The sequence below is a fragment of the Synechococcus sp. MIT S9507 genome, assembly GCF_047304715.1.
Taxonomy (GTDB): domain Bacteria; phylum Cyanobacteriota; class Cyanobacteriia; order PCC-6307; family Cyanobiaceae; genus Synechococcus_C.
Window position 1 is genome coordinate 2681237 of record NZ_CP138970.1, and the last position, 17922, is coordinate 2699158.

Sequence of the window (17922 nt, forward strand, 5' to 3'; positions counted from 1 at the left end):
CGCATGCGCCTAGGCTGGGAGCATGGCTTTCGTTCCACTTCACAACCACAGCGACTACAGCCTGCTGGATGGTGCATCCCAGCTGCCTCAGATGGTGGAGCGTGCCAAGGAGCTGGGAATGCCGGCACTGGCACTCACCGATCACGGGGTGATGTACGGCGCTGTGGAACTGCTCAAGCTTTGTCAAGGCAGTGGTGTGAAGCCGATCATCGGCAATGAGATGTATGTCATCAATGGTTCGATTGATGACCCGCAACCCAAGAAGGAGCGTCGATATCACCTGGTGGTGCTCGCCAGGAATGCCGTCGGTTATCGCAATCTCGTCAAGCTGACCAGCATCAGTCACCTGCGCGGCATGCGAGGTCGTGGAATTTTTTCACGCGCCTGCGTGGACAAGCATCTGCTCGCTCAGTACTCCGAAGGTCTGATCGTGGCCACAGCCTGCCTTGGCGGTGAGATCCCACAGGCCATCATGCGCGAACGACCTGATGTGGCGCGCGATGTGGCCCGCTGGTATCAGAGTGTTTTCGGAGACGATTTCTACCTCGAGATTCAGGACCACGGCTCCCCGGAAGATCGCATCGTCAACGTGGAGATCGTGAAGATCGCCGATGAACTGGGCATCAAGGTTGTTGCCACCAACGATGCCCACTACCTCACCCGCAATGATGTGGAGGCCCATGATGCGCTTTTGTGCGTGCTGACGGGCAAGCTGATCAGTGACGAAAAGCGCCTTCGCTACACCGGCACCGAATACCTCAAATCTGAAGAGGAGATGGGCCACCTCTTCGCTGATCACCTCGAGCCTGAGGTGGTGAAGCAAGCGATTGCCAATACCGTCGCCGTCGCTGAAAAAGTTGAGGACTACGACATCCTGGGTCGCTATCAGATGCCCCGTTTCCCGATCCCTGATGGCCATACCCCCGTCACCTACCTGCGGGAGGTGACCGAGCAGGGCCTGCGAGAGCGTCTCGGCCTGACAGCGGCAGACACCATCGAAGAGGTCTACGCCGATCGGATGCTGCACGAGCTCAAAATCATGGAACAGATGGGCTTTCCCACCTATTTCCTGGTTGTCTGGGATTACATCCGTTTTGCTCGCGAACAGAGCATTCCCGTTGGCCCCGGTCGAGGTTCGGCCGCAGGATCACTTGTTGCCTATGCCCTCGGGATCACCAACATCGATCCCGTGAGCAACGGTCTGTTGTTTGAGCGTTTCCTCAATCCGGAACGCAGGTCGATGCCTGATATCGACACCGACTTCTGCATTGAGCGCCGCGGTGAGGTGATCGATTACGTCACCCGACGTTACGGCGATGAGAAGGTGGCTCAGATCATCACCTTCAACCGCATGACCTCAAAGGCCGTGCTGAAGGATGTGGCTCGCGTGCTGGACATTCCCTATGGCGATGCCGACCGGCTCGCCAAACTGATCCCTGTGGTCAGGGGCAAGCCAGCCAAGCTCAAGGCGATGATCGGCGATGACTCGCCGAATCCCGATTTCAGGGAGCGCTACGAGAAGGATCCCGTCGTGAAGCGCTGGGTCGACATGGCCATGCGCATCGAAGGCACCAACAAAACGTTCGGTGTTCATGCCGCTGGGGTGGTGATTGCCGCGGATCCCCTCGACGAACTGGTGCCTCTCCAGCGCAACAACGACGGTCAGGTGATCACCCAGTACTTCATGGAGGACGTGGAGTCGATGGGGTTGCTGAAGATGGACTTCCTTGGCCTCAAAAATCTCACGATGATCGACAAGACCCTTGAGCTTGTCGAGCAGACCCTTGGCAAACGGATCGACCCTGATCAGCTGCCTCCTGAAGATCAGGGAACCTTCGATCTGCTGGCCCGTGGTGACCTCGAGGGCATCTTCCAGCTCGAGTCCACCGGTATGCGTCAGATCGTGCGTGATCTCAAACCCTCATCCCTGGAAGACATCTCCTCGATCCTGGCTCTCTACCGACCAGGCCCACTCGATGCAGGCCTGATTCCAAAGTTCATCAACCGCAAACATGGCAGGGAGGCAATCGACTTCGCCCACAGCACCCTGGAGCCGATTCTGAGCGAGACCTACGGAATCATGGTGTATCAGGAGCAGATCATGCGCATCGCGCAGGACCTGGCCGGCTACTCCCTTGGAGAAGCGGATCTTCTGCGCCGGGCCATGGGCAAGAAAAAAGTATCGGAGATGCAGAAGCATCGCAGCATTTTTGTGAAGGGAGCGACGGAGCGCGGCGTTGACACCAAGGTCGCCGATGAGTTGTTTGATCAGATGGTGCTGTTCGCTGAGTACTGCTTCAACAAGAGTCATTCCACGGCCTACGGAGCGGTGACGTACCAGACCGCCTATCTGAAGGCGCACTATCCTGTGGCCTACATGGCTGCGCTGCTCACGGTGAATGCCGGAGCCAGCGACAAGGTTCAGAGATATATCTCCAACTGCAACGCCATGGGCATCGAAGTGATGCCTCCGGATGTGAACGCATCCGGAACCGATTTCACTCCCAAAGACAGCCGCATCCTTTTCGGCCTGTCGGCGGTGCGCAACCTTGGTGACGGTGCAATCCGGGCACTGATCAGCTCCAGGCAGACCGATGGTGTGTTTCAGTCACTCGCCGATCTCTGCGATCGGATTCCTTCGAGTGTGCTCAACCGGCGTAGCCTCGAAGCGTTGATCCACTGTGGAGCACTCGACGCGCTGGAGCCTGAGGCCAACCGCGCGCAACTGATCGCCGACCTTGATCTTCTGCTCGACTGGGCTGGATCCCGGGCAAGGGATCGTGCCAGCGGTCAGGGCAATCTGTTCGATCTGATGGCGGCCCCCGCCGAGGATGCAGCTGACGCCTTAACGGATCTAAGCCTTGCTCCCAAGGCGGCTCCTGTGAAGGACTATCACCCCAGCGAAAAACTAAAGCTGGAAAAGGACCTGGTGGGTTTCTATCTCTCCGATCACCCGCTCAAGCAGCTCACCGCACCAGCCCGTCTGCTGGCGCCGATCGGACTGGCCTGTCTGGAGGAACAGGCTGACAAGTCAAAGATCAGTGCCATTGCGATGATCAGTGAAATGCGTCAGGTCACCACCCGTAAAGGCGACCGCATGGCGATTCTTCAGCTTGAGGATCTCACGGGCTCCTGTGAAGCCGTGGTGTTTCCGAAAAGTTATGCGCGGCTCTCCGATCACCTCATGGCCGAGGCCAGGCTTCTGGTCTGGGCAGCGGTGGATCGACGCGATGAGCGGGTTCAGTTGATCGTGGATGACTGCCGCGCGATTGATGATCTGCGGTTGCTTTTGGTGGAGCTGGATCCTGATCAGGCCTGTGATGTGGCTGTTCAGCACAAGCTCAGGGAGTGCCTCCAGGCCCATCGTCCGGACCAGAATGAACTGGGTGTGCGCGTTCCCGTGGTGGCTGCCGTGCGTAAAGGTCCCGAGGTGCGTTACGTGCGTCTTGGCCCCCAGTTCTGTGTGAGGGATGTGGCCGCGGCTCAGCGACATCTGCAGAACAGTGCGTTCACCGTCAGCTGCAGCGACCCGTTGATGAATTGATGCTGAACCGGTGTGGGGCTCAGCCCTGCTTCTGGGCTTTCACTGAGCTGCGCAGACGTTGCAGGTTGGGCTTCAGATGCTCGAGGCCAAGAAGCGTGCCCGGCTGAGGTTCCCAGCTTGCTGACAGAACTCCGTAGCTCAGGCCAACCAGTCCTAGCAGAAAGAAGAATCCTGATCCCAGAAGGGTGACGCTCGGAGGCACATCGAGAATCCCCCGGCTCACCACCAGATAACTGATCACAAAAACCGCCATCCCCATCAAGGACGGAACCCCTGTGGAGATAGCGACGCGTCGGGCCATTCGGTTGGCCACTTCTCTTGGAATCGCTTGATTCCGGCTGGTCTCGGAAACTGAACGACGCGGTTCAAAAGGGAGACGATCGCGTTTTTCAGCCATGACTCATGCAGATTCCGGAACGCGGGTCAACCGCGGATACCCAGTTTGGCGATGAGGCTGGTGTAGCGCTGTTCGCTCTTTCCCCTCACATAGCTAAGCAAACGCTTTCTGCGACCGATCATCTTCAACAGACCCTGTCGAGAGGAATAGTCGTGGTTGTTCTGCTGCAGGTGGCTGCTGAGCTTTGAGATGCGCTCGCTCAGCATCGCCACCTGAACCTCCGCCGAACCGGTGTCGGTGGCATGGGTCTGGTGAGTGTTGATCAGCTGCTGCTTTTCGGTGGTATCGAGCGACATGCGCGGCGTCTGGCCCTGACAGTGCAAAGAACCAACTTACCTGCCCGCGGTCCCGTTAAGCCGATTCGCTCAGCCAACGAAGGCTGGCGCGCAGCCAGCCTTCGCCGTCATTGTCTTCAGGAACCTCGGAACTGCTGGCGACAGCGCGCATGGCCCGTCGGATCTCCAGGTCTTCGTAGCCGAGGGTCTCGAGGGTGAGTTGCAGCTCCTGCAGTGAATCCGGCTGAATCGGCAGCGCTTTCACGTCACTGCGATCAACAATGGAGAGTGACGATTCGTCGGATTCGGGAGCCCAGGCTCCAAGGCGATCCCGCAGTTCCACGGCGATCCGCTCAGCAGTGCGCTTGCCGACCCCCTGAGCCTGCGTCAGCCGTTTCAGGTCCCCTTCAATGATGGCGATGACCAGATCGTGTGCGGCGCAGCAATCCAGCAGTGACAGGGCCATCTGAGGACCCACACCATTCACGGCTATCAGGGTTCGGAACAGGTCACGGTCCCGTTGCTGTGGGAATCCATACAGGGTCGACCCGTCATCTCGCTGAACCTGGTGGATCCAGACCGTGCAGCTTGAATCGGTCTGAGCCTGCTGGTCGCGTTTGGTCAACTGCACCTCATAGCCGACTCCTGAACAGGCGATCACGATGCCTCGGCGGCCACCCTGCTCCCAGCTCTGGATCCGTTCGCCCTGAAGCCAGCCGATCATGGAATGCCCCTGTCCGTTGAACCCTGACCACCATCAATGATGCCGGCAAAAACTGAGTTCAGAGTCACCCGGTGAGTTGAATCCTGGATCGTTGCTGTCACCGTCAGCCCCGCTGAGTAGCGGAAACGATTCCGTATCGATTGACAGGGTGAAAAAAGCGATTCAAGGCTGATTGAAGCAATGCCACCCATGGATCCGAAGTCTTCACACCGCTCCTGCTCAAGAGTGTTGTGTTCATTGCGTTCGTGTCGCTGTGAATTGCATTCAGTCCATGAATCAAGATGGTCTGGACATACTTTGGATTCAACCCTCACTGCTGTGGAATTTGTCACAGATCGGTTGATGCTGGCGCACGGTTTCAAGTCGTTGATTGGTGAATTCTCGGTTGATTGATGATGTCGGCCATTGCTTCATGAATCGAACTTTTGAATCGTCTTGAGTTCCTTCTGACAATTCCTGTGTTTCAGGTGGCTGACCGTACCTTTGATGGCGGCTCTCCACACTTAACTTGAATCTTAAAAAGGCCTAGACCAAAACAGTTGATTGAAGATTTGCATGAATAACACAGGTTTCTTATGCAGTGACTCATGAATCGAGAGTCCGGAATTTTTCGATGACTCACGAAATGGTTTGCTCAAACATCTTGCACTGTGATTGGACATGAAATTTTTCACCTCCCTTGCTGCTATTGCTTTACTGATCATTCCTGCGAAATCCAACGCAAGGCCCATGGTCGGTGATCTCATGGCGGAAAAGCTCTACTACGCTGAGGGGCGTCAGCATCCGGGCCATCCTCTGCATGGCTCCCATGAAGGCCTTTGGGCTGGTTCCGAGCATTCAACAGTTGTTGATTGATGCGTGATTGGGAATTTCCCTTTGATCAATATTTTGATTAATTGATAATCGAATTTTCTTTTGAGGCAATCTTCTCTCAACTCTTTGTAGCTTTCGTCACCTGAATGCTGCTTATCGTATGAGATCGTGAGTGATTAATTCTTGAATCATGGCAAAGTTACGGCTTGGCCTTTACGGGGCAACTGCTCTTGCTGGTATTGCATGGCCCTGGTATTGCATCTATCAGTTCATTCAAGAAACGGAAGCTTTGGGTCTGACTGATCCAATTGAAATCGTTAATTTGTTCTCTGAGGGAGTCTGGGCCAATGCTTCTGCCGGTTTCATTGCCGCTGATCTAACTCTGGTTCTGATTGCATCGTTTGTCTTTTACGCAGCGGAAGGCATTCGACTGAAAATGAAGTTCTGGTACCTCTACATCGCAGTGACGTTCGCTGTGTCCTTCGCCTTCTCGTTCGGTCTGTTCATGTTCAACAGGGAGCGCAACATGGCTGCCGCATCGGCGGCCGACTAGTCGTTGCCGCCGATGCGGCACAGGCAATCCTGTCTGCAACTGAAGGGAGTGGTTGCTGAATCCCTGCCGCGATTAGCCTGGGTAACAGCTCTGATCGAGCGCTCCAGACACCACCAATCATTGGCATGCAGGTCACTGGAATTTCAGTTTTCAGCGCGTTTGATCACTTCCGACGTTCTGCTGTGACTGAACTTTTGGGTGGCCTGCGCAGATTGTTGATGTCGATCATGCTCCTGTGCTTGATCAGTCTGGGGCTAACCTCCTGTTCATTCGGCGATCGTCCGCCTCGTGCTGTGATTCTCAGCGCTCTTGGCCAGCAGATTCAGCTCACCCAGAGTGCAATCGCCCAGTCTCTGGATCTTGAGGCCTCCGGTGCTCCAGAGGTCACCAGGGTTCGCATTGAGGAGCAGGAAAGTCTGAGCATTGGCGATCAGAAGGGCGTGCATCTCATCGGACGCTTCGATTGGCGACTGCCTGGAGATGCGGTCAAGGTCGACAGTACCTTCGAGTTGTTTCTCGAGCGAGGTGAACGCGGCCAGAGCTGGCGTCTGGCGTTGCCGAGTGGTTCCGATGACGGCACTTCGCAGACCTGGATCACTTATCCACTGGCTATCGATCCAGCCTGACGTTGTCTGGCGCTGAGACTGATGAGCGTGGCGCCGAGCACACAAAGCGCGCCAACGATCACGGAACCGGTTACCGGTTCAGCAAAGATCACAACACCCCAGAGAGTGGCAAACACCACCTGGACGTAATTGATTGAGGTTGCGCGTGCCGCAGGAAGCGCTGCCAGGCCTTCGGTCAACCAAACCTGTCCAATCTGGGTGAGCAGACCGACCCCCAGTAACCACAACCAGTCGATTGCCGTCGGCAGCACCAGATTGTTCACCAGGAACGGCAACGTCGCCGGGACTGAAACAAGCGGAAAATAAAACACGATCACCAGAGGATGTTCCCGAACAGAAAGCTGGCGAACGCTCACGTAAGCGAGAGCCGTTAATAGGGCTCCGCCAAGTCCGATCAGTGCTGAGAGCGGTGGAAGTCCTGCCATCGGCTGTCCTGCCCACTCGGGCTGCACCACAAGCAGGACACCGAACAGCCCCAGCAGGATCGCCAGGCTGATGCGCTTGCGGATTGGTTCACGCAGCAAGGCCCAGGCGCAGACGGTGGTGAGGGTCGGGTAGGTGTATTGAAGAAGTGTGGCTGCGGCCAGAGGCAAACTGGAAATGGCCTGGAAAAACATCAGCAGTGCGCCAGTGCCGAGCACACCTCTCACCAACAGCAATCCCTTCTGGTGGCCCCAGGGTGACACCCCCAGTCGCCACAGCATGGTGATCGTGATCGCAAGGCTGATCAGCGATCGAATCAGAACGACCTCAGCCACGGGCAAGCGGCCTCCAAGGTGTTTGACGCAGACGGTCATCAGGCTGAAGGCCAGTGCAGCTCCGACCAGACTCACGCAGGCCTTCCATTCCTCAGAGGACTGCGATCCACGAAAGGTTGTCAGCAGGCCTCGCATTCATCGGTCTGCAAGCTAGTTCTCAACGATGCCACCCGAGCTGTGTTTGATCGAGCTCTGTGTGGAGAACATCAGAGCAGGTTCATTCCACCAGCGAGCCCTGTTCGAGCTTCACGATCCGATCGGCGATGTCGAGAATTTTGTTGTCATGGGTCACCATCACGATCGCGGTCTTGTTGTCGCGGGCCAGGGTCCTGAACAGATCCACCAAATCGCGTCCGGAGTCCTTGTCAAGAGCAGCTGTGGGTTCATCGGCAAGCAGCAGCTGAGGTGAAGCGGCAAGCGCTCTGGCGATCGCCACGCGTTGCTTCTGCCCACCCGAAAGTTTTGAAGGGAAGTAGTCAATGCGTTCCCCCAGTCCAACCTGTCCAAGCACCTCGTTGCAGCGATAATTCATGGCCGCCCGGCCTTGCTCCAGCCATTCAGGGACAACCTCCAATCCAAGCCGAACGTTCTGCTGGGAATTGAGATAGGGCATCAGATTGTGAGCCTGGAAAATAAACCCAACTTTGCGGCGCAGTCTGGTGAGATTCGTCTTCGATGTTTGCCGCAATTCCTCATTGAAGATCCGCAGACTTCCATTCTGCGCTGAGCGCAGTCCGCCGACCATTGTCAGCAATGTTGTCTTCCCGGATCCAGAAGGACACAGAAGAATTGTGATTTCACCGGGTTGAACGGTGAGGTTGATCGACCGCAACACCTGTTTGCGTTGATCTCCATCTCCGAACCAGTGATTCAGATCCTTGATTTCCACCAGTGGCTTTTGCTCGGTCATGCTCAGAAGACATCAGCCGGATCAAGGCGTCTTAACTTTGCTGTAGCCAGCCATCCTGAGCCTGAGCAAAGCAACAAAGTCATTGTGAACACGAGTGCCGCACGACTCAATGACATCACCACCAGCAATCCGGTGGCCTGCATGAGAACTCTGTAAAGCAGAGCGGAAACAATCAGGCTTGGCAGAAAAGCAAGGCCTGCAAGAATAATTGACTCCTGAATAATGATCAATACGACGAAACGATCGTCATATCCCATTGCTTTCATTGTGGCGTATTCACTGATGTGTTCACCCACTTCTGAGTAAAGAATCTGGTAAACAACTATTCCTCCAACGCTGAAACCCATAAGAACACCAAGTCCGAAAATCAATCCGAAGGAGGTGTTGCGTTTCCAGTGCTCAACCTCGCGCAGCTGGAGTTCTTCAATGCTGAGAACCTGCAGCGAGGGCCCGAGAATTTTGTTCAGCCGGCTTTGAACATCGCTGGAATCGGCATCGGACTGAAGTTGAACCACCCCGATCTGAATCTCATCGGGATCACGGTCTGGGAAAAGACTCTGGAAATTGCTGGTTGATGTGATCAGATTGATGTCGGCAGCGAAGGTGAGGCCCAGCTGAAACAGCCCGTTCACGCTGGTGCGTTGACCGTTGAGTTCAGTGGTGAAGGGCTGACCTTGCTCAAGACGGGTCTTCACCGGACCTGCCGAATCCTTGGAGGCTTTGTCAAACAGAACACCTCCCTGCAGTTGCAGCGATGATCGCTGCGCTCCGATTTCTGAAGGCATCAGTGCCGGATTCCCGGGGTCAACGCCCATCACCAGCGCCTGGGTTGATGCCTGGGTCTCCGGATTCAGCCATTGCAGCTTGCCCAGTTGCAGTGGGCTCATTCCACGCACTCCCTGGAATCCAAGGACCTGCGTCAACCGTGATCTGGGGAAGCAGGCGGGTTCTCCGAAATTGGTGTATCGACGCGGGATGACAGCCAGAGTCCCATTGAACTGTTGAATCGGCCGTTTCTGGCTGTCGTAGAGCCCCCCGGAGAGACCGAGCTGGAAAAACACAAGGACATTGGCGAAACCAACTCCCGCCAAGGCCGCCGCCAGACGCAGGGGGCGGTGGGATAACTGAAACCAGGCGATGGGGGTGCGATTGAGCACTCAGCCCACCACCGTCAGGGCTGTTTGGGTCTGATGCGTCGTTGCTCGTCCGTCAGAGGGTCGAACAGCACGTTCACCTGCAGATTGTTGATTCGGCTCGCGACGGCCAGGCTCTCCTCGGGGAGAGCGAGCTTCACTTTCACCACCCGTTAGTCGACCTTGTCTCCTGCCTTGCCGCTGGTCACGCTCTGACTGCTGATCTGTTGAGCAATCTCGGTGACCTCGGCGTTCTGACTTTGGCCGGGGAAGCCGGTTGCCGTGATGGTGGCCGTTTGTCCAGGGCGAATCTCAGGCAGATCACTCTGGTAGACCTCCGCAACCACCCCCATCCTCGTGGTGTCTCCCATCAACAGCAGTCCGTCTTCCCCGACACGGTCTCCCGCTCTGGCCAGAATTTCAAGAATGGTGCCTTTGGATGGGGCATTGACCGTCGCCTGGTCAAGATCAGCCCGGGCCTGCTTCACCTGAGCCTGTCTGACGCTCACATCCGCTTTCAGCGTGGTTTCGTTGGCGATCGCCTCGTTGAGCTGTGCCAGGGCAGCGTCCGAGTCGGCCTGAAGCGATTCATAGCGTTGAAGACTGGTCGCTCCATCCCTGTAAAGCTGTTTGCCGCGGCGTGCTTCGGCCTGCGCCTGTCGTCGCTCAGCTTCGTAGCGCTCAATCACGGAGATCTGGGCATCCAGTGCTCGCTGTGCCGCTGTCACCTCGGCTTCCGCCTTGGTGAGGTTCGCTTTGAGAACAGGCTGAGTTTCGAGAATGGCGAGTGGCTGGCCCCGTTCAACACGTTGACCCTCCTCCACCAGAACCTGGCGGATGCTGTCATTGCTGAGTGAATTCGGAAGACTCGCCTTGAGGATGCCGTCGAGTGGCTCGATTCTTCCCAGGGCGGAAACCTGTCTGTTTTGAAGACTTTCAGTGGCATCGGTTTGCTTCTCAGGAGCACCGCATCCGCTCAGGATTACAGGTCAATCCCAGAGCGACCAACAGTGAGGAGCCCTGATTCATGCTTCCCCAACCGCTGAATGGATCGTATTGAGCCAGTTGGGGATTGTCATCACCGAGTGTGGCAGACCGGAAGCGGCAATTGCGATCGACGGGACGCGCGGTTTCTCGCAGAATGATCCGATGGTCAGTCCTCGACTTCACCCACGCACCATCGAGGCCGTCAAGGAACGCGCCGACATCGTGGATGTTGTGGGTGAGCACGTGGTGCTCAAGAAGAAGGGGCGTGAGTTTGTCGGGATCTGCCCGTTTCACGACGACAGCAAGCCGTCGATGACGGTGTCGCCCGCCAAGCAGTTCTATTACTGCTTCTCCTGCGGCGCAGGAGGGAACTCAATCAAGTTCCTGATGGAGTTTCAACGTCAAAGCTTCAGCGAGGTGGTGCTTGACCTTGCCAGGCGATACCAATTGCCGGTGGAGACCGTCGACGGGCCGCAGCAGGAGAAACTCAAACAACAGCTGTCTCGCCGCGACAAGCTGCACCGCGCGCTTGCACTGGCTTCCGGCTGGTTTCGTGCCCAGCTCAGGACTGAAGCCGGTGCCGATGCACTGCGCTACCTGCGGGAGACCCGCGGCCTGAGCGAAACCACCCTCGATCAGTTCGAGCTGGGTTATGCGCCGGATCAGTGGGATGGCCTGCTCAAGCATCTGCAGCAGGTGGAGGGATTGGCTCCGGAATTGCTTGAGGCAGCGGGGTTGGTGGTTCCCCGCAAAGGGGGAAATGGGTTTTATGACCGCTTCCGCCACCGTGTGATTGTTCCCATCCGTGATCGTCAGGGTCGCGTGATCGGGTTCGGTGGTCGCAGCCTCGATGGCAGTGAGCCCAAGTACCTCAATTCACCTGAAACGGAGGTGTTTGAGAAGGGTAAGCACCTGTTCGGACTTGACAGTGCTTCATCCGCAATCCGCAAGGACGACCGTGCTGTTGTGGTGGAGGGCTACTTCGATGTGATTGCTCTGCATGCCGCTGGTGTCACGAATGCGGTGGCCTCCCTGGGCACCGCTCTCAGCAGTCAGCAGATCACGCAGCTTTGCCGGTGCAGTGATGGCAAGCGCATCGTTCTGAATTTCGATGCCGACGGCGCTGGCGTTCGAGCTGCCAACCGAGCGATCGGTGAGGTGGAGCAGCTGGCACTCCAGGGGCAACTTGAGCTGAGAGTTCTGCACCTTCCATCAGGAAAGGACCCTGATGAATTTCTCAAGGAGCATGGAGCCGGTGAGTATCGCGCTCTGCTGGATCAGGCGCCGCTCTGGCTTGACTGGCAGATCGACCAGGTTCTGGAGGGCAGGGATCTCAGCAAGGCGGATCAGTTCCAGCGTTCGGTGGCTTCGCTGGTTGCGTTGCTGGGCAAGCTTCCCCAGTCAGCCATCCGCACTCACTACATCCAGCAGGTGGCCGAGCGCCTCAGCGGTGGGCAGGGACGCCTGGCTCTGCAGCTGGAAGAGGATCTCAGGCAGCAGGTTCAGGGTCAGCGTTGGCACGGACGATCAACGCGACTCGAGAAGGCCGGCGATGCTTCCCAGCGTGAACGTTCCGAAGCAGAGATCCTGCTGCTTTACCTGCATTGCCCGTCCCATCGGGCCGGCATCCGCCAGGAACTGAGGAGCAGGGAGCTCGAGGATTTCGCGATTCAGCATCACCGTCTGCTCTGGGCAGGCATCACGGATCTGGAGGAAGGCAATCTCGGCAGTGTGCGTCTGGAAGCGATCAGTCGCGGGGATGATCGCGGCGATGAACTGGCAGACCTCGATTTGCCCCGACTGCTCACGGATCAGCTCCTGCTCGACAACAGTGATCTGGTGAAGCGGTTGACGCCACTGCTCGAACCGGGTGAGCTGCAGCGTGTGGCATTGGCTCGACCGATGGATCAGCTGCGTGGAACAGCAGCGATGCTCGAGCGTCAGAAGAGCCATAAACGCTGCCGGCATCTGCTGGAAGCCTGGACGGGTCAACGTCTGCAGACCCTGGAGCGTTGCATTGCCGTTTTGATTGAACAGGAGAAGGATGAGCAGTCATCTCCTGCTGTTGAGATGGAAGTTGACATGGAGCAGCGCATCCACGCCATGTTTGAAGATCTCAATGCTGAAGCTCTGCGTTTTCAGGAGCTGTACTACACCGAACGTCGACACATCCAACATCTCGATCAACAGCGTTGTGCCGGGTATGCCTCGGACACCACTTCTGAGCCGGCAGCCTCTGTCAACGGTTGAGTTAGCGGCCCATCCAGCCTCCGTCCACAACCAGGGTCTCGCCATGCACATAGCGCGAGGCATCACTGGCGAGGAACACCACCGGACCGCGCAGGTCGTCAGGTGATCCATAGCGACCGGCGGGGATGCGCTCAAGAATCTGCCTTGATCTCACCGGATCCGACTGCAGCACCGCAGTCATCTCTGTCTTCACGTACCCGGGTGCAATGGCATTGACTCTCACGCCGCGACCAGCCCATTCATTGGCCAGTGAGCGAGTGAGGTTGGCCAAGCCGGCTTTGCTGGCCGCATAGCTGGCCACATTCAATCCACCCTGATCACTGAGCACAGAGGCTGTTGAAATGATGCTTCCCTGTCCCCGCGCCAGCATCACTGCTCCGATCCTGCGACTCACTCTGAACGCTGCGCTGAGGTTGACCTCCAGCACACTGTCCCAGAGCTCATCGCTGTGTTCCTCCGCTGGAGACCGGCGAACGATGCCGGCGTTGTTCACCAGCACGTCGATCACCGGATGCCTGCTGAGGATTGTGTCCAGTACGAGGTCGACGGCATGGCGGTCGCTGAGGTCGCAGCGAAAACCGGAAAATTGACGGCCACGCCGGCGAATCGCCTCCCCCACCTCACTGCTGTCGGGGTTGAGTGAGGCGCTGATACCAACAACGTCGGCTCCTGCTGCGGCCAGTGCATCCGCCATGGCCTGACCAATGCCACGCCGGCATCCCGTGACCAGTGCCACCTGACCATCAAGCCTGAACAGCGAATCCTGCATCGTTCTGCGTGTCCCTCAGATCCCATTTTCGAGTGTCCAGTCACTGGGCAGTGGTTCAGTTCGGAGTCATGATCAACACGGTCGTTCCCCGTGTCCGATGTCTGAATTCTTCGAAGCGTTCTGGCATGGGGAGGGCATCGGCGATGGCGGTGACCTGGAGGAGGCTTTGCAGGCTTATGTGACCGTCAAGCCTGACGACAACGACTGGATTGCGGCCTGTGCAGTGAAGGAGGCGGCTCCCCGGATCGAGCGTTTTCCGTCATTCGATGCCTATCTCGACAACCAGGACCCCCTGGAGGTGATTGAGGTTTCACCACAGATGATTGTGGTGGCGATCGAACAGCTGCCTGTCTGATGTCTTTCCCGTCCGTTGATTTCGAGGCCAGCGCACCGGTGAATGACCTCTGGCCTGCTCTTGTTGAGCGGCTCGGTCTTGAACGGTCGCAGCGTGCGGTCCGACAGGCACTGGACCTTCAGGCCATGCAGGGCAGTGCCGCAACTGTTCCGGTGTTGTTCTGTGAAACCTGTGGCCTGGCTCTCGCCAGCACTGATCTGCTGCGCGAGCAGACCGGGCTTAACGGCCACGGTGATGACTTCGTGCTCTTGTTCTCACCCAGATCCAACGCAGTGCAGTTGGTTTGCCCTGTCTGAGCTGAGAAGGCTGTTATTTCCAGAGAAAGCTGTCTTTTCCAGAGAAGGCTGTTTGTCCAGAGAAATTTGTCTGTCAAGAGAGGGGGTCTGGTCAAGTTTCGGCAACCTGCGGTTGCCTAAATTGCAGTCGTTTTTGGTTAGGGCTCACAAATATCAGTGGCCACAGGCAGGGTGATTAAGCCATCAAGAAGTTGCCCTTTCCGTTGTTTGATGGCACGAAAAATTCAGCTTCCACTGTCGAAAAGCTCCAGTTCCAGCACCGCAGCTTGGGCTGCCATGACCTTTGCCTGCATTACAGCCCTTGCCGTCTGGGGCTTGGCGAACGCCTACCCCCACATCTGATGGTCATGGCCGAACAACCTGTTCAGTTCTGAACAATGCTGTTTTTGTATCCAGATGAACGACCAATCCCGGTATGACTGTCTTATAAGAAGTCTGTAGCTACAGCTACCAACAACGTTCACCTCTTTTCAAAAGAGGCGCAGTTCGATTCAGGCCAAGGAACGGGGACCTGAACTTGCTTCGAGGAACCATCGATGACAGCTCTCATCTACCGAGGCCATTCCTACATCCCTCATCACACTGCTGTTCAAAAACAGAGTGTCGAACTCACCTACCGACGCGAGCATTACAACGCTCGTCGCCGGCAGGCAGCGAGAGATCTGCACCCGCAACTCGCTTATCGCGGAGTGTCCTACGCCAGGTGATTCAGCCGGCAAGGTTGCAGGCCTCGTTTCGACGAGGCTTTTTTGTTCGCTTGTCTTCAAACATCCCCAAGCCATGGATCATCAAGCCATGGATCATCATCAGGAAGGCCGCCCTTCCCGGTGGAAAGACGGCCTAGCTCGCTCGTTTGTGCATTGTTCAACCCATCACTTGTAGGGAAAGGAAGGGGTCGAAGCTTCTGGCTGGAGGCGCCCTGGGGCCATTGGCTCTAGGTGTCGGGTTGTTGTCTCCTGGGGCACCTAGGACGGTGCAAAGGGAGCGGCGATTGGCGTGGCGTACAAGGTCTGCCTACCAAAGGACCAACCCAGGTCATTGTTGAGACTGTTGGAGCAGGGGCCAGAAGTCAGTCTGCTTCTGTGATCTGCTGGGGTGGAGTATCGGCCGTCATGGGCTCCTCCGATTGCGTGCTCTTACTTTCCACCCGCGGTGGGGCATTTGCCATCAGTCGATTCGCTCATTGCCTTCACCGGCAAAAAATCCAATAGTGAGGATGGCGTGCCCAAGCTCAGACGAGGGGCAGCAATGAGGATGCTTCGATCCGCTGCGATCAGCTCAGCTGCCCTGCTGTTCGTGCTGGGCATTCCTGCTGCTGCCCTGGAGACCGTGACCATCCGCAGCTGCTACGACGGCGACACCTGCCGAACCACAACCGGTGAAAAGATCCGGCTGGCCTGCATCGACACCCCAGAAATGAGAGGGAAGCGGGCTCAGCCGCGACGGGCCAGGGCTGCCCGCGATCACCTTCAGTCAATGGTGGTCGGCAAGCCCGTCAGCCTTCGCCGGATCACCAGCGACCGTTATGGCCGAACCGTCGGAGAACTGTTCGTGGGCGGAATGAATGTTCAGCAGGCGATGGTCGCCAGTCGCCATGCGCAGATCCTTTGGAAGTACGCCAGCCAGTGCCCTTGGACGCGCTGAACACCTCAACGGGGGATCACCCGGCAAAAAGAGTTCACTCTTCTGGGTGAGGTGGAAATAATTCAGTTCAGCGATGGTGGCTATATAGGAGGGATGACTCCACTACCTAAATCAATCAAATGAAACTCTTGTCTTCCATCGCTGCCGCTTCTGTTATCGGCGCTGCAATGTTTATTGCTCCAACGGCTGCTGACGCAAAGGAGCATCACCACCACCATCATCATCATCATAGAAATCACGAACTAAGAAGAATTCATCGTGAATTCCGCCATGATGTTCGCGAATTTAATCATTATCAGAGAGCATATAATCGTGACTGGCGGCATGTCCGCAGGGTTTACAACCGCGAGATGTACGGCTACCCGAGAGTGATTCCTGCCTACGGATATAACCATCGCCATCCTGGGTTCGGAATCCAAATCAGCTTTTAATTTGAAATTTCCGTCGGAAAGCCTGAAGCCATGAAAGCGAGGCTGAGAGGTATACAAAACCCCAAAGGGAAAACAGGGGGCGTTTAGGAGTCGCTATCGATCTCCTGACTCAACAACTCACACCAATCACTCCCCGCCCAGTGCGGGGTTTTTGCCATTCACCGGAGGCTCACCGGAACTTCGTGGGTTCTGCATCGGAGTTGTGTAGTTGGTTTCACCAGAAGGGCTGTGATCTTGAAGGAGTCGGAGGGGGCAGCAACCCCAAAAAAAACAACTTCACTCCTTAAAGCCATGACGACGTTCAACAGGGTCAACACAGTGACTCAAAAAGTCAGCACAGCAGTGCTTTGCGCTGGATTGATCGGAGCCACAACGTGTGCGTTGGCTCCTGCCGCTGAAGCGCGGAATTATGAGCAGCAAAGGCGGCATGAGCTGAGGCAGCTGCGCCGTGAGATTCGCCGCGACACGCGTGACTACCGGCGTGCCCGACGTGCGTATCACCGAGAGGTCAATCGCTATCCACGCGTGATTCCTGCCTATGGAGTGAGGTATGGGAACGTCTATGGAGCGCCTGCAGGATTTGGAGTGCAGCTGCGCTTCTGAAGGGCGATCAACAATCAAGCAAAGCCCCGTTTCATCAGGAGTCCGGCTGGTGATGTGCTCAGTTCTTTTCCTGGCACCAGGCCCATACCTCCGCGTTCTCATGACCCTCATACAACAGGTCAAGCGGAAAATTGTTCAACCACGCTACGAATTCTTTTGAAAAACACTTGCCGTGAGGCGTTTGAGTGGTTGCCCTGCTTCCCTTGGATTGTGAATAGCCGTAAGAATGGTTTAGTTGAATGATATGACTGAACCTTGCTATATATTCGTGTTTGAAGTCAACTTCAAAAATGTTTTTGTCAAAAAAGTCTCCAATAAACCTTGCTGAAAGGTTGTACTTGTGGACCATTTTCTGGGAGACAACGATTCTTCCAATGCGTCTCTTGTCTAACCAGTAATAGCCGCTTTTGTATCGTTTGAAGTGGTTACCGTGCTCAAGCTCCTCGTCCATTTATCAGTGCCCTGCACAAGGTCAATGTTTGATTTTTACTTTCTAGCTATTTGAAAAGTGCATGTCATCTGGCCTGGCTCACCGATCACTTCTTTTTGCATCGTTTTTACCGGTTCAAAGCAACCGAATCGTTGCTCCCACTCCTTCGGAGCAATTCCACAGATCCTGAGCCGGCGCTTCATTGGCTTGCGGGACTCCGCTTAAGTAAAAACCCGCTCAATGCAGGTCCGTTGGATTCGGTTGTTTGCTGCGATCCTGAAGCTGCCGGGCAGATAGGCGGCCTCGGTTTTTTCCCTTTGCCTGGCTGCTGAATTGTTCCTTGATCTCCCGTCTGAGTGGGTCCTCTTTGAAGGATGTTCAGATAGTCCCTTTCAGCATCACGATGACCCTCAGGAGTGTTGTG

The 17922-nt window shown here is 56.3% G+C and carries 21 protein-coding genes; 11 read left to right on the forward strand and 10 right to left on the reverse strand.

Going from position 1 to position 17922, the window contains the following annotated elements; genetic code table 11:
• Positions 1-22: 22 nt before the first annotated feature.
• Positions 23-3544, forward strand: coding sequence for a DNA polymerase III subunit alpha (locus SIB83_RS14695; RefSeq protein ID WP_413746272.1), 3522 nt, complete (start codon positions 23-25; stop codon positions 3542-3544).
• A gap of 19 nt (positions 3545-3563) precedes the next feature.
• On the opposite strand, the gene SIB83_RS14700 is transcribed toward SIB83_RS14695, so the two are convergent.
• Genes SIB83_RS14700 through ruvA form a run of 3 tightly spaced genes read right to left on the reverse strand, consistent with a single transcriptional unit; the run spans position 3564 to position 4940 of the window.
• Positions 3564-3941, reverse strand: coding sequence for a PAM68 family protein (locus SIB83_RS14700; RefSeq protein ID WP_413746273.1), 378 nt, complete (start codon positions 3939-3941; stop codon positions 3564-3566).
• 26 nt (positions 3942-3967) lie between these two features.
• On the reverse strand, positions 3968-4237 hold the full coding sequence (gene rpsO / locus SIB83_RS14705) for a 30S ribosomal protein S15 (protein WP_066906638.1): 270 nt from the start codon (positions 4235-4237) through the stop codon (positions 3968-3970).
• 55 nt (positions 4238-4292) lie between these two features.
• Complete coding sequence (gene ruvA, locus SIB83_RS14710) at positions 4293-4940, reverse strand: Holliday junction branch migration protein RuvA (protein ID WP_413746274.1); 648 nt, start codon at positions 4938-4940, stop codon at positions 4293-4295.
• 729 nt (positions 4941-5669) lie between these two features.
• Here ruvA and SIB83_RS14715 point away from each other — a divergent pair.
• The 3 genes from SIB83_RS14715 to SIB83_RS14725 all read left to right on the forward strand — a co-directional run bounded on the left by SIB83_RS14715 (position 5670) and on the right by SIB83_RS14725 (position 6932).
• Complete coding sequence (locus SIB83_RS14715) at positions 5670-5795, forward strand: hypothetical protein (protein ID WP_413402323.1); 126 nt, start codon at positions 5670-5672, stop codon at positions 5793-5795.
• A gap of 148 nt (positions 5796-5943) precedes the next feature.
• A complete protein-coding gene (locus SIB83_RS14720) occupies positions 5944-6306 on the forward strand; it encodes a DUF2834 domain-containing protein (RefSeq protein ID WP_413402325.1) in 363 nt (120 codons plus the stop codon).
• Positions 6307-6524: 218 nt separating this feature from the next.
• The gene (locus tag SIB83_RS14725; protein WP_413402327.1) at positions 6525-6932 is read left to right on the forward strand and encodes a hypothetical protein; all 408 of its coding nucleotides are present in this window, start codon (positions 6525-6527) and stop codon (positions 6930-6932) included.
• Here SIB83_RS14725 and SIB83_RS14730 read toward each other — a convergent pair.
• The 5 genes from SIB83_RS14730 to SIB83_RS14750 all read right to left on the reverse strand — a co-directional run bounded on the left by SIB83_RS14730 (position 6905) and on the right by SIB83_RS14750 (position 10557).
• Positions 6905-7825 (reverse strand): DMT family transporter, encoded by a 921-nt coding sequence (locus SIB83_RS14730; RefSeq protein ID WP_413746275.1) that lies wholly within the window; start codon positions 7823-7825, stop codon positions 6905-6907. The two genes, SIB83_RS14725 and SIB83_RS14730, sit on opposite strands and share 28 nt — an antisense overlap.
• Positions 7826-7907: 82 nt before the next feature.
• Entirely contained in the window at positions 7908-8600 is a 693-nt protein-coding gene (locus tag SIB83_RS14735) for an ATP-binding cassette domain-containing protein (RefSeq protein WP_413746276.1), read from the reverse strand.
• 2 nt (positions 8601-8602) lie between these two features.
• Entirely contained in the window at positions 8603-9757 is a 1155-nt protein-coding gene (gene devC, locus SIB83_RS14740; RefSeq protein ID WP_413746277.1) for an ABC transporter permease DevC, read from the reverse strand.
• Between the two features lie 14 nt (positions 9758-9771).
• A complete protein-coding gene (locus SIB83_RS14745) occupies positions 9772-9900 on the reverse strand; it encodes a hypothetical protein (protein WP_413746278.1) in 129 nt (42 codons plus the stop codon).
• A 6-nt stretch (positions 9901-9906) separates the two neighbouring features.
• On the reverse strand, positions 9907-10557 hold the full coding sequence (locus SIB83_RS14750) for an efflux RND transporter periplasmic adaptor subunit (RefSeq protein WP_413746279.1): 651 nt from the start codon (positions 10555-10557) through the stop codon (positions 9907-9909).
• A gap of 325 nt (positions 10558-10882) precedes the next feature.
• On the opposite strand from SIB83_RS14750, the gene dnaG reads away from it, so the two are divergent.
• Positions 10883-12970 carry a DNA primase gene (gene dnaG, locus SIB83_RS14755; RefSeq protein ID WP_413402339.1) on the forward strand — a complete coding sequence of 696 codons (2088 nt, stop codon included), beginning with the start codon at positions 10883-10885 and terminating at the stop codon, positions 12968-12970.
• A gap of 1 nt (position 12971) precedes the next feature.
• Here dnaG and SIB83_RS14760 read toward each other — a convergent pair whose 3' ends face one another.
• On the reverse strand, positions 12972-13739 hold the full coding sequence (locus tag SIB83_RS14760; RefSeq protein ID WP_413746280.1) for an SDR family oxidoreductase: 768 nt from the start codon (positions 13737-13739) through the stop codon (positions 12972-12974).
• Between the two features lie 97 nt (positions 13740-13836).
• Here SIB83_RS14760 and SIB83_RS14765 point away from each other — a divergent pair, with 97 nt between their 5' ends.
• From SIB83_RS14765 to SIB83_RS14790, 6 genes are all read left to right on the forward strand, one after another.
• Positions 13837-14094 (forward strand): hypothetical protein, encoded by a 258-nt coding sequence (locus SIB83_RS14765; protein WP_413402342.1) that lies wholly within the window; start codon positions 13837-13839, stop codon positions 14092-14094.
• Entirely contained in the window at positions 14094-14390 is a 297-nt protein-coding gene (locus SIB83_RS14770; RefSeq protein ID WP_413402344.1) for a hypothetical protein, read from the forward strand. The genes SIB83_RS14765 and SIB83_RS14770 overlap by 1 nt, the downstream gene beginning before the upstream one ends.
• Before the next feature lie 536 nt (positions 14391-14926).
• Positions 14927-15097: a DUF4278 domain-containing protein gene (locus SIB83_RS14775; RefSeq protein WP_413746281.1), complete on the forward strand. Its 171-nt coding sequence runs from the start codon at positions 14927-14929 to the stop codon at positions 15095-15097.
• Between the two features lie 541 nt (positions 15098-15638).
• Positions 15639-16034, forward strand: a complete 396-nt coding sequence (locus SIB83_RS14780; RefSeq protein WP_413746282.1) for a thermonuclease family protein — start codon at positions 15639-15641, stop codon at positions 16032-16034.
• A gap of 128 nt (positions 16035-16162) precedes the next feature.
• On the forward strand, positions 16163-16465 hold the full coding sequence (locus SIB83_RS14785) for a hypothetical protein (RefSeq protein WP_413746283.1): 303 nt from the start codon (positions 16163-16165) through the stop codon (positions 16463-16465).
• A gap of 291 nt (positions 16466-16756) precedes the next feature.
• Positions 16757-17068 (forward strand): hypothetical protein, encoded by a 312-nt coding sequence (locus SIB83_RS14790; RefSeq protein ID WP_413746284.1) that lies wholly within the window; start codon positions 16757-16759, stop codon positions 17066-17068.
• Positions 17069-17126: 58 nt separating this feature from the next.
• Here SIB83_RS14790 and SIB83_RS14795 read toward each other — a convergent pair whose 3' ends face one another.
• A complete protein-coding gene (locus SIB83_RS14795; protein ID WP_413746285.1) occupies positions 17127-17519 on the reverse strand; it encodes a hypothetical protein in 393 nt (130 codons plus the stop codon).
• Between the last annotated feature and the right edge of the window lie 403 nt (positions 17520-17922).